Genomic DNA, 13915 nt, shown 5'->3' on the forward strand with positions numbered 1-13915 from the left:
TAGTATTAAACCTTAAAAAATGAGAAACTCTTCTATGAAAGCTGCAATCATCGGCGCTTCCGGATACACCGGTGGCGAACTGATCCGACTGATGCAATCACACCCTCATGTGACCATTGATGTCGCAACATCCCGGCAGCTGGCAGGAAAACCGGTGACAAGCCAGCATCCCCATCTTAAGGGATTTTGTAACCTTACCTTTGAAAATCCGGAGATTTCATCCCTTGATACGGATATCGCATTCCTGGCAGTCCCCCATACCGCTGCCATGGCATATGTTCCGGATCTGATGGAGCGGGGAATAAAAATAATTGACCTCTCTGCAGATTACCGGCTCCCACAAGCAGTCTTTGAGGAGGTGTACGGGACACCCCATACCGCATGGAAGGAAGTACCGTACGGGCTATGTGAATTACACCGGGATGCCTGCAGAAATGCACCCTTTGTCTCAAACCCCGGATGCTTCCCGACCGGGGCAACCCTGGCATCAGCTCCCCTGGCAAAGAAGGCACATACCATCATCTATGACTCAAAAACAGGGGTTTCCGGTGCCGGTGACAGTCCGTCAGCAACAACCCACTTCCCCAATGTCGGGGATAACCTGACGGCATATAAATGGACCAGCCACCGTCACCTTGCTGAGATGAGACAGGAGCTGGCATACCTCGGATCACCGGCCCGGTGCTACTTCACCCCTCATCTCCTTCCGGTGAACCGGGGCATCCTGACCACCGCCCATATCCTGCTTGATGAACCGATCGAACAGAAAGAAGTGGAGAAGATATACCAGGACTTTTACCGGAATGAACCATTTGTCAGGTACCAGCGGCCTTCACTCAATGCTGTCCGGGGATCCAACTTCTGCGATCTGATGGTCGAAGCATCAGAGAACCGGGTTGTCGCGGTTTCGGTGATTGATAACCTGGTGAAAGGAGCGAGTGGCCAGGCAATACAGAATATGAACCTGATGTGCGGATGGGACGAGACACTCGGGCTTATGAACCCGGGAATGCTTCCCTGATGGAGAAAATATGCTTGTTCGCGATGCAATGACCAAAAATCCGGTGACCTGTAACGCAGGCGACTCAATCGCCGATGTTGCCGGAGTAATGCGCAGCAGAAAGATTGGTGGAATCCCTATCCTGGAGGGAGATGTACTTGTCGGTATCGTCACCGAGACAGATATCATACAACTCCTCATGACAAAAGGGCCCTCTGATGATCTCTGGCTCCCGTCACCTCTTGAGATCATCGAACTGCCGGTCAGGGAATTTATCAACTGGGAACATACGAAAAAGGCTCTGACCGATATCAGGCAGAAGAAGATAACAGATATCATGAGTAAACCGGTGATCACCATCTCCCCTGATGATGACATCGAGACCGCAGCACAGCGGATGCTTGAGAAGAAGATCGATCGGCTTTGTGTTACCGAACAAAACAAACTGATCGGAATAATCACCCGTGAGGATATTGTCTGGTCCCTGGCTGGTGAGAAGGATGCATAAGATGCAGTCGATTTGTGCAATAGAAGGGGTAAAAGCAGCGGGAATCAAGGAAGGCAAGTTCGGCCTTGCACTTATTGAGGCAGAAGGAACCGCCGCAGCTGCATTTACCATGAATAAGGCGTGCGCAGCCCCCATCATCCTCATGCGTGAGCGGATGAAGAAGGGATACCTGACCGCCACCATAACAAATAGCGGATGTGCGAACGCCCTGACCGGAAAGCAGGGAATATCAGATGCCATGGAGATGGCAGCAATCGCCGGTGAGTATCTGGGTGTTGAACCAGAGACCGTCGGTGTTGCGAGTACCGGGGTTATCAGCCGGTACCTGAACCTTCCCCTAATCCGGGACCAGTGTTCCCGTATTGCTCCGATGATGTCTCACGGGCCTGATGCGGAGATAGCGGCTGCACGGGCCATCATGACCACTGACCTTATTGAAAAACACGCCCTTGTGGAACGCGACGGATTTGTCATCGGAGGTATATGTAAAGGATCGGGTATGATCGCCCCCAATATGGGGACCATGCTCGGATATGTATACACCGATGCAGAGATCAACCAGCAGGATCTGCAGGACGCCCTGAAATCTGCGGTCAGACGGAGTTTTAACCGGGTCGTCGTCGACGGTGATACCAGCACCAATGATGTGGTATTCTGTACCGCTACCGGAGCAGCAGGAAAGGTCTCAAAGGGTGAGTTTGCCAAAGCGCTGGAGGAGTGCTGCACCATCCTTGGGAAGCATATCGCAAAAGACGGAGAGGGAGCGACCAAGATGATCGAGGTGGTTGTCAGGAATGCCCAAACAGAGGATGATGCAGATCTCATCGCACGGACCATTGTCGGATCTCCCCTGGTCAAGACGGCGGTATACGGGGAGGATCCAAACTGGGGGCGTATCGTTGCCGCAGCCGGGCGTTCTGGTGCAGAGATAGATCCCGAGATCGTCTCATGCTGGATATCAAACCGGAAGATCCGGGCGCAGGTATGTGACCGGGGGACCATATCGGCCGATCTCTCCCAGGCGAAAGCAGCCCTCTCCGGGAGTGAGGTCAGGATTGAACTGGATCTTGCTCTCGGGAACGAGCATGCAACCGCCTGGGGTTGCGACCTGACTGAAAAATATGTTGAGATTAACGGGAAGTACACCACATGAAGCGTGAAGACGTCCTGATGGAGGCACTGCCCTACATCCAGAAGTTCCATGGAAGAAGCATGGTCATCAAGCTGGGCGGGCATGCCATGGTTGATACCTGCATTATGGACACCGTCATCCGTGATGTTGTCCTCCTCCAGCTGGTAGGGATTAAATGCGTAATCGTTCACGGCGGAGGTCCTGAGATCACCGAGAAGATGAAGGCCATGGGGAAACAGCCACGATTTGTATCTGGCCTTCGGATCACCGATGATGACACCCTTGAAGTTGCCCAGATGGTCCTTGTCGGCAAGATAAATTCAAAGATCGTCTCCCTTGTCTCCCGTGCCGGGGGAAGGGCGGTTGGGATCTCCGGGAATGACGCCAACCTTATTATCGCGAGAAAGATGGACCGGCAAAAGGTCAGGGTTGAAAACCGGGAGGAGGAGGTTGACCTTGGACATGTTGGAGAGATAGAAGAGATTCGGCCGGCTCTCCTTCACACGCTCCTTGACAACCAGTTCATCCCGGTCATCTCACCCCTTGCCATCGACCGGAATGGCAATGATCTGAACATCAATGCAGATACCGCAGCCGGAGAGCTTGCCATCGCTCTTGGTGCACACAAACTTATCAGCATGACAGATGTGGACGGTATCATGAACCGTGAACGGACCGAGGTCTACCGGCGGATGACACCGCAGGATGCAGAGGAACTGATCGCATCTGGCGTCGTGTCCGAAGGAATGATCCCTAAAGTGCTTGCGGTTCTTCGTGCCCTCCATGGTGGTGTTCCCTATGCCCATATCATCAATGGTAACCTGGCTCACAATCTGATCATGGAACTCTTCACCGCTGAAGGGGTCGGAACCATGATCACCGACCGAATTGACGAGGTGTGAAGGCTACGACGACACATCAGACGTATTTTCGTGCCTGCATTCTGATCCTGATGCTACTGGGATCTCTGACCGGCCCGGTCTGTGGCTCGGTATATCTCAGGAACGGGACAGAGATAAGCGAGGATACAGCCTATCTCACCATTCTGCAGGATGGAAATACCACCGCAGAAAACCTCTCCATCCAGTTTTTCTACAATACCCATTGTGGTGCATGCCACAGTGCCCTGGCGTTTCTTGAGAAATACCGGTCTGAAAACCCTGGGATCGTAATTGCATACCATGACCTGTTTAATAGTACCGAAAACAGGGAACTGTTTGAGAATTATAAAGCACAGTATAACCGGCAGTATGCAGCGGTCCCGGTCATCTTCATGGGAAATGCCGTGCTTGAAGGAACTTATGCCATCGAGGAAAATTTTGAACCGCTGGTGAAGGGATATGCAGAACTGAATACGAAAGGATTTTCTCTCCCCTCACTCCCGCAATTAACTCTGTCGTCACAATCAAAATCAGACGGAACGGGTATCAGCATCCCCCTGATTGTCGGAGCCGGACTTCTCGACGGGATCAATCCCTGTGCCTTTGCAGTCCTTGTCATCCTCCTGATTTACCTGATGAGTCTTGGCAGCAGACAAAAGATGATCCTGGCAGGAATTGTCTACTCAGCGGCGGTCTTCTTCTTCTACTTCCTCTCCGGAGTAGGGATTTTCACGGCAATTCAAACAACCGGGATGGTCAAAGGATTTTCCTTCGTGGCAGCGATGATTGCCATCATTGCAGGGATTTTGATGATAAAGGATGCCTTTTATCCGGGGAAGGGTCCATCACTTGCAATTCCTGAGGGAAGAAAAGGAGTTATAAGCCGGTATATTGAAAAGTCAACCGTCCCGTCAGCATTTGTCCTTGGAATTCTGGTCGGGATGTTTGAACTTCCCTGCACCGGAGGGATATACCTTGCCATTCTGTCTATGATATCTCTCCGGACTGATGTGAGTGGAGGCCTTGGATACCTGCTTATCTACAACTTTGCATTCATCCTTCCGCTTCTCATCATCATTGCCCTGGTTGCCTGGGGCCTGCCTCCGGAGCGGGTGAATGAGTTCAGGTTAGAGCAGAGGAGAGTTATCCGGATAATCATCGGATGTATCATGTTCTTCTTTGCAGCCATCATCCTGATGGAGTTATTCTAAATTATTCCTCCTTTTTCTTTCGCCATTGCTCCTGAAACTCCTCGCTCATCCTCACCAGTATCTGAAATATATCCCGGATGGGTGCCGGGTCAAGACCAAGATTGGTGGATTCGATTGTTGCCCGGTCAAGGACTGCATTGGCCTGATCAGGGATCCGGACCGGGAGACCCTGTCTTTCTTTTTCCCTGGCAATCTCCTCTACAATACTCATTCGTTCTGCTATCAGGGTGATAATTGCACGATCTTTTTCTTCGATAGATAAACGGAGTGTATCTAGTGACATGTCTGTACATCATATGTTTTGATACCTATAGTGCGTTGCTGAACGTCTTGGAATAATCAAAATAAAGAAGATTATTCCAAGGCGTGCACTCAAAATGCACTTCATAGTTTAAGCGAATTTTTCTAAATTATTTTAGAAAGATTCGCATTATACTATAATAGGAGAACCAGATGGCTGCCATGAGAGATAGAATAAGATTTTTTGTAAAGTCTTCCCCTCCGGAGACTCTCATCCTTTATTGGATCAGACTAAACATGTGTGAAGATGAATTTCACAGTGAAAACAATCCTGTATGGCATTCTTGTCTGGCTGGTCCCCTTTATCATCGCAATTCCCTTCTATTCACCTGATGGAACACTCCTGATTGATGTGCATTTTTTCAAGACGATCATGATCGTCACCGGAGGGGCCATTGGTGCGATGCTTCTAATCAGGCTCTTTTCTGAGTTATCAGACCAGTATGTCAGAACCGGCGTAATCATTGGGGCAATATGGCTTATCATCAACTGGATTCTTGATCTTGGCATCCTCCTCTCTTTAAACGGCATGGACATCCCCACCTATGTCAGGGAGATCGGGCTTCGGTATCTCATGATCTTTATCATGAGCGTTATGGCCGGATATATCGCAGAGAATGCAACCAATAAGACCTAAATAAGACCCTAAATCAGAAAATAGCTAAATGAGGGTATGTGGATCAGGATCACGCCACCCGAATCCCTGCAGTTCTGTCCAAGGGTATATCATATCCAAAATACCCCTGAATAAAGCCCGGAACACCCCATTTTTATAAAGGATAGTGCAGGGGGACACAAAGCCTTCAAATAATTCTTTATTTTACAAAAAGGACCTAAATCACAGACATATAGCAGGCCGCTATTCGCATGCAAAAATAGGGGGCACCAATGTTCGGCCCAGAGAGAGATCGGGCAATAGCGAGCCACTATGTGAAGATTATTTTAAGTGCGTTAAACGTGCCTTTCAAAAAAAGAGCCTATTTAAGCACCTTAAACGGGAAACGGGAGTCCCGTGTATTTTCCCACCCTGTCATCCATCATCTCTTCACAACAATGAGCGTTAGATCATCAGACTGGGGTGCTGTACCAGCAAATGTCCGAACCGCCAGAACGATTGCCTGCATCAGTCCTTCTGCAGAAGAGAGATGGTGCTGCTGTATCACTTCGTACAGCCGTTCTTCAGTGAATAACTTCCCATCAGGATCCATCGCTTCAGTCACCCCGTCTGAATAGATGACAAGCACATCACCGGGTGAGAGTGTGACTGAACCCTCAGAATAATCAGGATCGTCCAAAAGACCGATCACCGGACCGGTTGGTTCCAGAGTTGAAAGGTTCCTCTCAGCCCTGTACAGGACAGGAGGGTTATGTCCTGCATTGACATACCGGAGTATACATGATTGAGCATCAAGGACTCCGAAAAACAGGGTTACAAAACTCACTGAACCGGAGTCCTCGATAAAGATGGAGTTTGATGACCGGATTATACCTGCCGGGGAGCCGGGCCAGCGGGTGAGTATCCTGATGATGGTCCGGGAGAGTGCCATGAAGAGAGCAGCGGGCACCCCTTTTCCTGCAACATCAGCAAGCACAAGGGTGACTGAGGTATCATGCCTTGAAAAGATATCATAAAAATCCCCACCGACTTCAAGAGCCGGAATGGTTATCGCAGCAATATCAAAGCCTTCCGGAACCGGAAATGATGCAGGGATGATCGATTGCTGGATCTTCGATGCAACAAGCATCTCTGAACGTTTTCGTTCAATCTCCTCACTGTACTCCTTGATCTTTTGGATCATCAGGTTCATGCTGGTCTCAAGTTCGGTAAATTCAAGGGTGTGCATGCTTCTGATTGTATGATCCAGGTCCCCGTCTGCTATCTGGTGCACGTCGGTAACAATCTCCCGAATCGGAGCTGAAATACGCTTAGATACCAAAAGTGCCAGAATTATACCTGAACCGATCCCTACAATTCCAAACAGGATATACTGAAACAGCAGCATCTCAAGCTGTTCTTTCAGCCGGTCTCCGTACCTGATCACCGCGACGATACTATCATCAGACAGTGCCTGTGGGTTTTTCAGATCGATGAATAAAATGGTGGTGCGATCCCCCTGTACCGGGGAGCCAAATGATGTACCTGATCGTGACCTGAGAGCTTGTGTGATATCATCGGAGGGGAGGGGGATTACCTCTTCAGAGATATTCTGATCTGAACTCCAGACCGCGACCCGGTTTCCCCAGATATCATAGATCTCAAGAACATCAATATCCGGGTTTTCATCCCATATCCGTCCGACCATATACTGGTACGAGAATTCAGACCTGATATCTGCAAAAGCATCAGATAAAAGACCAATCTCAAGAACATACCGGTGATCAGGAGTCGGGATGTATGCAAACTTCCTGAGATCTCCAAGGACCTTGAGATCACTCTGATTCTGAACAGATCTGACCACCCGATCCATGGCCGGGGTGCTGCCTTTCATGTGCTGTTTGAGTGCACTATAAAATTCAGGGTAATTTTTGAAGTCTACCCCCTTTACTGCAGGCTCTGTCGTATACAAAATGATCCCGTCCTCATTAAACACATAGAGATCAACCGTTGCATTTGTCTGCTGACTGAACCGTTCTTTCAGCGAGAAAAGATCCATCGCCCCAGGATCCTGACCGCTTCTCGTATACTCTTCAAGATAGGTAGAGAGCATCTCTTCCATAACCGGATTTAAAGAACTGTCAATCAGATCCAGTCCCTTATTTACCAGCTGAACCGATTCGATCAACGTATGCTCAGTATATGCCTCTATTATGGCATGTTCCCTGATGACATCCTCAGTTGCCCTGATATAACTGATCGGTAATACTCCGGCAAGAACGAGGGCAATAATGAGAATGATGTAAAAAATGAGGTATTGCCGGATGGATACAATCATAAAAACGACTCAGGAACCCTGAACCGGGATGATATCAGTTACCGGTGCAATCGCAATGGTCGCACTTCTGATCATGGTGACGCCTAAAAGCCGGTGCATCGCCAAAAGGGAGCCTTTCAATAGTCCATCGGTTATCCGGGCCTCCATATCAGATTCAGGATTCCACGGGATATCATGCATCACGGCTCCACAGAGGTGTGCGTAGAGCTGTGAGGGATGAGACGGGGTTGGAAGAAGGGTAATTCTTTTCAGAAGATCTTCAGGAAACTTTTCCCTGGCTTTTGGAATATCCACGATGTATCCGCATCCAAGAAGGGTTTCGCCACGGTACTGTGGATCAAGCACATCGACGGAGACAGTATCCAGGAGATTATCCTTCCTTGGAATATAATAGAGTGACTTGTGCTCTTCAGGGCGGGTCCCTTCTGACTGCTTCTTTTCTGCTGCCCTGACGAGTGAGGAAGTAATGTCAGAGCTGCACACTCCTTCAATACCTGCCTGGAAGGTGACGAAGCAGATACCCCCCCATGAGGGCCAGGTTTTCTCTGCAAACCGGAATATTTCTTCATACAGGGTCTGCAGGCTGACCGGTTTTATGAGGTTTTCAATCGTCAGAACAGCATGCATCGAACCGTCATAGGATACCTGAAAAAGCCCTGACTGGACGAGATCACCGGCCTCTATGATATCGCTGGTAATGAAATCAGGAGTCTTGTTCCCGTCCGCCGGCACCCAGATGACAGAACCGGATAACTCCATCATCTCACCGGCAAGGTCAGAGATGGTCGATCCATCAGTACCTATTGCACCAATACCTACACTATACCGACCCTTTTCATAGGGAATTTTCATGAAATCCTGCACCATTACCTCTCCGGCAGCAACCCGTGAAATATTCCCCCTGACCTTGAGATGAACCGGACCTGTGGTCAGGTGTGTTGCAGTAAAAATGCCATTTGTCTCTGCATTACCTGCCGGTCTGGTACTACTATGGGTCAGTGCTTCATGCAGTGTGGGGTAGATCTGAAATGCCTGAAGAAAACCACCCATCTTCAGAACTTTCTGGGTAAATTCACCAACCTGACAGAGAGAAACCGTTCCTTTGCGTTCATGGATCTTCCGGTAAACTTCCTGAAACACCCGGAGACCTGCTGAACTGATATAATCGACCCCGCCAAGGTCAAAAATTATCTCCCGATCACTCTCGCGGAGATCATTTCGGATCGCCTCCGCTACCTGCTGGGCACCAAATCCATCCATTCTTCCGGATAAAATAAGCGTGAGCGGACCTTCTGATCTCTGTATTGAAATATCCATACTCATTCTGAGTGGGATTTTAACATGCCTTCTATAAAAGAGTACGTTTTTTTAGACGGGGATATTTTGAAGAAGAAAAACAAAGTAAAATGAAGTCACATGCTCACAAAAGATCTGCTGGAGATAATCTCTCATGGTGAGAACTCAGGGGTCGAGTTCAAGCGAGATGATGTGAGACCTGAGCAACTTGCGAAAGAGATTGTGGCTCTTGCAAATCATCGCGGCGGTATGATCCTCCTTGGTGTAGAGGATGACGGAACCATCAGTGGAGTTCAGCGTGATAATCTGGAGACCTGGATATTTGACACCGTTTTTGGACGGTACGTCCACCCTATGATTCTTCCCTTTTATGAAACGGTCCGGATTGAACCGGGGAAGCAGGTTGCAGTTATATCGTTTCCTGAAGGCACGTCAAAACCGTATGTTCTCCGAAATAATGACCGGGAAGAGATCTATATCAGGGCTGGTTCAACCTCAAGACTTGCGACCCGTGAACAGCAGGCACGACTGTTTGCTGCCGGGGGGATTTTACACACTGAACTCCTCCCGGTTCCGGGAACCTCATTCCAGTCCCTTGACCTTACCCGAATCCGGGAATATCTCACTCATATTATCCATGATCCGGAGATTCCTGACAAAGATGAAGACTGGATACGAAGGCTCACCGGACTTGGGATGCTCACGACCGTCTCTGGAGACAGAGTTGTCTGCACCATTGCCGGCATTGTTCTCTTCGGGATACACCCACGGAAATATATGAGGCAGGCAGGAATCCGCCTTATCATATACGAATCAGAAGAGAAGACCTACCAGACATTCGTTGATACCGTACTTGACGGGCCATGTACCGGACGATATATCACAAATGAACACGGAGTCAGAACACTCCAGGACCCAGGTCTCATTGAACGGTTCAGCGAGATGATTATGCCATTTATCTCAACCGGTGCGAGCACAGTCAATGATGAGTTCAGACTGACAAAAGACTGGCAATACCCCTTTGAAGCAATTCGTGAAGTGGTCATCAACGCCCTCTGCCACCGGGACTGGACACGGGCAGTTGATGTCGAAGTAAGCAGATATAGTGACAGGATTGAGATCATCAGCCCTGGTGCTCTTCCAAATTCCATGACCGTAGAGAAGATGATTGCAGGGCAGCGGTCTCCACGAAATCCATTGATAGTGGAAATATTACGTGACTATGGGTATGTTGAGAGTAGGGGGATGGGTGTCAGAACCAAGGTGATTCCGCTGATGAAGATGAATAATAACAGAGAGCCGGTCTTTAAGGCAACTGAGGATTATCTGTGTACAGTCTTATACCGGAAATCAGAATAATCCTCATCACACACGAAAAAAAGTTAATTGGAATAATCTGGTCTTCCAAGTTTTGGCTCAAATGCGAGATCGGCCTCACTCCTGATGGCATGAGAGAATAAGGCCAGTGGGATATCCATGGCACAGAGTTCCTCACACTGACCACAGTTGACACATGAGTCTGAAATATGGGCAAACCGTCTCATATGGAACATGGGTGACGGGGGCAATGCACCCTGCTCGACCATGAGTGATTTCGTCTCCGTACCATTCCCTGCGACTGGCATACAGACCGGACAGTTCTCTATACAGGAGTAGCATTTGATACACCGGGAGGTCTCATCAGCAATTGTATTCCAGAGATCAGACCTGAGTGCAGTAAAGTCCTTTTTCCGCCATTTCTGACCTAGCTTTATCATGGCACCCTCAACCTTCTTTCTGATCTCAATTCCTTTAGGATCAGCAGGAGTTGTTGCTATTACACCGGATTTTACGGCTTTTTGCAAAAGATCTGCACCTTTATCACTGCAGACCTCAACAAAGGTGGCTTTCCCGGCCTTATCACCGATGACACCCCAGTTACCACAGGCAAGATCTGCCTCACGGGGTACTTTATAGAGACACCGACGGCAGTTGGACCGGCGTCCATACCCGCTCTCTTCCAGTTCATCAATGGAGATTCCTTTATGCCCACCTTCATACTCGATGATAAACTGGCCCTTGTCAATCTCCTCCTTGTGAACTGTATTTGGATCAACCTGGTATACATCCCGTATCATAGACCTGGCCTTGACCGGTGAGACCGTCCCACCACAGTTCACCCCGATGAGCAACAGGTTTGAAAGATTGACTCCTTTGCGTTTTGCCAGCTCATGGAGAGCCATAAGGTCACAGCCTTTAACGGTAACGGCAAGCTTCTTGTCAGGTGAGCCTTTCTGGAACTTCTGGACCACTTTCGCGATCAGGAGTGTCCCGCAGTGCAAAGACCCGGCAGTACCGACCAGCTCCTTTGGATCGGTGACGACGGTTGGGACTGCATCATAGATATCCTGCCCTTTCTGCACGGCAAGAACCGCATCAACCATCTTGTTGGTAAGGGCATATTTTAAAAGGCCAGTAACAGCACCACCACACTCTGCTTTTTGTGCGATCTGATCCTCAAGTGTCCATGCATAAACCATATCACCAACCTTTATGGCAGGTTTTGAGTCAAAAAGTCCCATTTATTTCGCCTCCGCAATCTTCTCTATCTTCACCGCACAGGCCTTGGACTCAGGAATTTTTGCAATCGGGTCCAGAGCATTGATGGTCAGGACATTCGCGGCGCATTCAGCATAGTGGAACGGGATGAAGACGACACCAGGCATGATATCCGGTGTCACCCGTGCAGGGATGGTGATCTCTCCCCGTCTTGTTTTTGCTTTTACCTTCTCTTTGTCTGCGATACCCAGTTTCTTTGCATCCTCTGTGTTTATCTCAACCCATCCGGTCGGTTCTTCACGCTCAAGGCTTGCAGACCGCCGGGTCATGGTACCGGTATGCCACTGCCAGATGGAACGTCCGGTTGTCAGCACAAACGGGTATTCACTGTCCGGAACTTCCTGGGGCCATTTGAAGGGGATACCAGTCATGAGACCCTTTCCATCCGGCATGCCAAACTTCTCAGTATGGAGAATCGGTGTTCCCGGATGATCCGTCGTTGGACATGGCCAGTGAAGTGCTTCAGGCCGGTTCAGACGCTCATAGGTCATTCCTGCGTATGACGGGGTGAGAGATGCCATTTCATTGAATACATCTTCTGAAGTCTTCCATGGAAACTGGGCACCATATCCCATCTTTGCTGCGATGGATGCTATTATCTCCCAGTCACCTTTTGCTTCTCCAGGTGGATTCTGTGCTTTTCGCCACATCTGAACCCTGCGTTCGGTTGAAGTCTGTGTCCCGTCCTTCTCTGCATAACAGGCAGCCGGAAGAACTACATCTGCAAATTCGGCCGTCTCGTTCAGGAATATATCCTGAACAACAAGGAAATCCAGAGTTTTTAATGCATGCTCGACATGGGTCAGGTCAGGATCTGATATCATCGGATTTTCACCCATAATATACAGGCACTTTATCTCACCGGGTTTTTCAGTGAGGACATTCATAAGTGTTGTGACTTCGTATCCGTTCTCACCCTTTGCTATTCCATCCGGAAACTTCCAGCCATCTGCAAACTTCTTCTGGGCTGCCTCATCGATGACCTTCTGGTATGCCGTGTAAACCACCGGAAGACATCCCATGTCACAGGCACCCTGCACATTATTCTGTCCACGAAGGGCATTCACACCAGTCCCCGGCCGCCCGAGATTTCCGGTCAGCATCTGCAGGTTGCCACAGGACTTGACATTGTCAACACCGGTGGTGTGCTGGGTGATACCCATGGAGTACAGAATTGCACTTGCCCCTGACTTTGCAAACCATTCTGCTGCAGTTTTTATCTTGTCAGCCGGAACACCAGTAATTTTTGAGACATTCTCAAGGCTGTAGTCATCCTTCATGACCTCTTTCTTGAGTTCGTCAAATCCATTGCAACGGTTTTGGATAAACTCCTTGTTTTCCCAGCCGTTTCGTATGATCTCCTGCATCATTCCGTTCAGCAGAGCAACATCGGTACCGGACCTAAACTGGAGATACAGATCAGCCTGTTTTCCGGTGGGAGTGTACCTGGGATCGGCATAGATGACCTTTGCACCCTTCGCCTTTGCCTGCATAACCCGGCGCCCGATAAGCGGGTGGCATTCAAAGGTGTTTGACCCGATGATGAACACACATTTGGATTCTGCGATGTCGCCAATCGAGTTTGTCATCGCACCTGACCCGAAGATATTAGCAAGTCCTGCTACCGTGGAAGCATGACACAGGCGGGCACAGTGATCAATGTGCTTTGTCTTGAGCACCCCCCGGGCAAACTTCATCATGGCGTAGTTGTCTTCGTTTGAGACTCTGGCTGAGGCAAGACAGGCACACTCATCTGGTTTATAAGACTTGAACTTTTCAGCAACAAGTTTGAGTGCTTCATCCCAGGAAGCTTCCACGAATTTCCCATCTTTTTTTATGAGTGGTTTTTTCAACCGGTCCGGGTTGTTAATAAACTCGTGAGCATAAGTCCCTTTCGGGCATAGTTTTCCTTCATTCACCGGAGAACGCTGATAGGGTGCAACCCCGGTCACAATCCCTTTGTCTACGACCAGATTAAATGAACATCCGGTTCCGCAGTACGGGCAGGTCGTCTGAACATACTTCATAAATTCCCTCTTATGGATGCTGTAGGCTA

General features: G+C 49.1%; 12 protein-coding genes. 7 read left to right on the forward strand and 5 right to left on the reverse strand.

What is annotated here, in order from left to right:
* The first annotated feature begins 34 nt into the window (after positions 1–34).
* Genes argC through MHUN_RS16900 form a run of 5 tightly spaced genes read left to right on the forward strand, consistent with a single transcriptional unit; the run spans position 35 to position 4732 of the window.
* Positions 35–1021, forward strand: a complete 987-nt coding sequence (gene argC, locus MHUN_RS16880) for an N-acetyl-gamma-glutamyl-phosphate reductase (protein WP_048068155.1) — start codon at positions 35–37, stop codon at positions 1019–1021.
* 10 nt (positions 1022–1031) lie between these two features.
* Entirely contained in the window at positions 1032–1508 is a 477-nt protein-coding gene (locus tag MHUN_RS16885) for a CBS domain-containing protein (protein ID WP_011450155.1), read from the forward strand.
* A gap of 1 nt (position 1509) precedes the next feature.
* Positions 1510–2661 carry a bifunctional glutamate N-acetyltransferase/amino-acid acetyltransferase ArgJ gene (argJ, locus tag MHUN_RS16890; RefSeq protein WP_048068156.1) on the forward strand — a complete coding sequence of 384 codons (1152 nt, stop codon included), beginning with the start codon at positions 1510–1512 and terminating at the stop codon, positions 2659–2661.
* Entirely contained in the window at positions 2658–3542 is an 885-nt protein-coding gene (gene argB, locus MHUN_RS16895; protein ID WP_011450157.1) for an acetylglutamate kinase, read from the forward strand. The genes argJ and argB overlap by 4 nt, the downstream gene beginning before the upstream one ends.
* Positions 3543–3592: 50 nt before the next feature.
* Positions 3593–4732: a cytochrome c biogenesis protein CcdA gene (locus tag MHUN_RS16900; RefSeq protein ID WP_011450158.1), complete on the forward strand. Its 1140-nt coding sequence runs from the start codon at positions 3593–3595 to the stop codon at positions 4730–4732.
* A 1-nt stretch (position 4733) separates the two neighbouring features.
* Here MHUN_RS16900 and MHUN_RS16905 read toward each other — a convergent pair whose 3' ends face one another.
* Positions 4734–5015: a chorismate mutase gene (locus MHUN_RS16905; protein ID WP_011450159.1), complete on the reverse strand. Its 282-nt coding sequence runs from the start codon at positions 5013–5015 to the stop codon at positions 4734–4736.
* Between the two features lie 264 nt (positions 5016–5279).
* On the opposite strand from MHUN_RS16905, the gene MHUN_RS16910 reads away from it, so the two are divergent.
* Positions 5280–5669, forward strand: coding sequence for a hypothetical protein (locus MHUN_RS16910; protein WP_011450160.1), 390 nt, complete (start codon positions 5280–5282; stop codon positions 5667–5669).
* Positions 5670–6069: 400 nt separating this feature from the next.
* Here the strand turns inward: MHUN_RS16910 and MHUN_RS17985 are convergent, their stop codons facing one another.
* Complete coding sequence (locus tag MHUN_RS17985) at positions 6070–7965, reverse strand: SpoIIE family protein phosphatase (protein ID WP_011450161.1); 1896 nt, start codon at positions 7963–7965, stop codon at positions 6070–6072.
* Between the two features lie 9 nt (positions 7966–7974).
* Positions 7975–9282 (reverse strand): STAS domain-containing protein, encoded by a 1308-nt coding sequence (locus tag MHUN_RS16920; RefSeq protein WP_048067650.1) that lies wholly within the window; start codon positions 9280–9282, stop codon positions 7975–7977.
* Between the two features lie 99 nt (positions 9283–9381).
* Here MHUN_RS16920 and MHUN_RS16925 point away from each other — a divergent pair, with 99 nt between their 5' ends.
* Positions 9382–10620, forward strand: a complete 1239-nt coding sequence (locus MHUN_RS16925) for an RNA-binding domain-containing protein (protein WP_011450163.1) — start codon at positions 9382–9384, stop codon at positions 10618–10620.
* Between the two features lie 23 nt (positions 10621–10643).
* Here the strand turns inward: MHUN_RS16925 and MHUN_RS16930 are convergent, their stop codons facing one another.
* Positions 10644–11822, reverse strand: coding sequence for a Coenzyme F420 hydrogenase/dehydrogenase, beta subunit C-terminal domain (locus MHUN_RS16930; RefSeq protein WP_011450164.1), 1179 nt, complete (start codon positions 11820–11822; stop codon positions 10644–10646).
* Positions 11823–13886 (reverse strand): formate dehydrogenase subunit alpha, encoded by a 2064-nt coding sequence (fdhF, locus tag MHUN_RS16935; protein WP_011450165.1) that lies wholly within the window; start codon positions 13884–13886, stop codon positions 11823–11825. It abuts the gene before it with no gap.
* Positions 13887–13915: the final 29 nt, after the last annotated feature.

Origin of the sequence: Methanospirillum hungatei JF-1, assembly GCF_000013445.1 — an archaeon.
In the GTDB taxonomy this organism is placed as follows: Archaea; Halobacteriota; Methanomicrobia; order Methanomicrobiales; family Methanospirillaceae; genus Methanospirillum; species Methanospirillum hungatei.

What these genes read in the sequence shown, in the direction of transcription:
- fdhF (WP_011450165.1), bottom strand. Translation starts at nt 13,886, where the DNA reads ATGAAGTATGTTCAGACGACCTGCCCGTACTGCGGAACCGGATGTTCA.
- MHUN_RS16920 (WP_048067650.1), bottom strand. Translation starts at nt 9,282, where the DNA reads ATGGATATTTCAATACAGAGATCAGAAGGTCCGCTCACGCTTATTTTA.
- argC (WP_048068155.1), top strand. Translation starts at nt 35, where the DNA reads ATGAAAGCTGCAATCATCGGCGCTTCCGGATACACCGGTGGCGAACTG.
- MHUN_RS16905 (WP_011450159.1), bottom strand. Translation starts at nt 5,015, where the DNA reads ATGTCACTAGATACACTCCGTTTATCTATCGAAGAAAAAGATCGTGCA.
- MHUN_RS16930 (WP_011450164.1), bottom strand. Translation starts at nt 11,822, where the DNA reads ATGGGACTTTTTGACTCAAAACCTGCCATAAAGGTTGGTGATATGGTT.
- MHUN_RS16925 (WP_011450163.1), top strand. Translation starts at nt 9,382, where the DNA reads ATGCTCACAAAAGATCTGCTGGAGATAATCTCTCATGGTGAGAACTCA.
- argB (WP_011450157.1), top strand. Translation starts at nt 2,658, where the DNA reads ATGAAGCGTGAAGACGTCCTGATGGAGGCACTGCCCTACATCCAGAAG.
- MHUN_RS17985 (WP_011450161.1), bottom strand. Translation starts at nt 7,965, where the DNA reads ATGATTGTATCCATCCGGCAATACCTCATTTTTTACATCATTCTCATT.
- MHUN_RS16900 (WP_011450158.1), top strand. Translation starts at nt 3,593, where the DNA reads ATGCTACTGGGATCTCTGACCGGCCCGGTCTGTGGCTCGGTATATCTC.
- argJ (WP_048068156.1), top strand. Translation starts at nt 1,510, where the DNA reads ATGCAGTCGATTTGTGCAATAGAAGGGGTAAAAGCAGCGGGAATCAAG.
- MHUN_RS16885 (WP_011450155.1), top strand. Translation starts at nt 1,032, where the DNA reads ATGCTTGTTCGCGATGCAATGACCAAAAATCCGGTGACCTGTAACGCA.
- MHUN_RS16910 (WP_011450160.1), top strand. Translation starts at nt 5,280, where the DNA reads ATGAATTTCACAGTGAAAACAATCCTGTATGGCATTCTTGTCTGGCTG.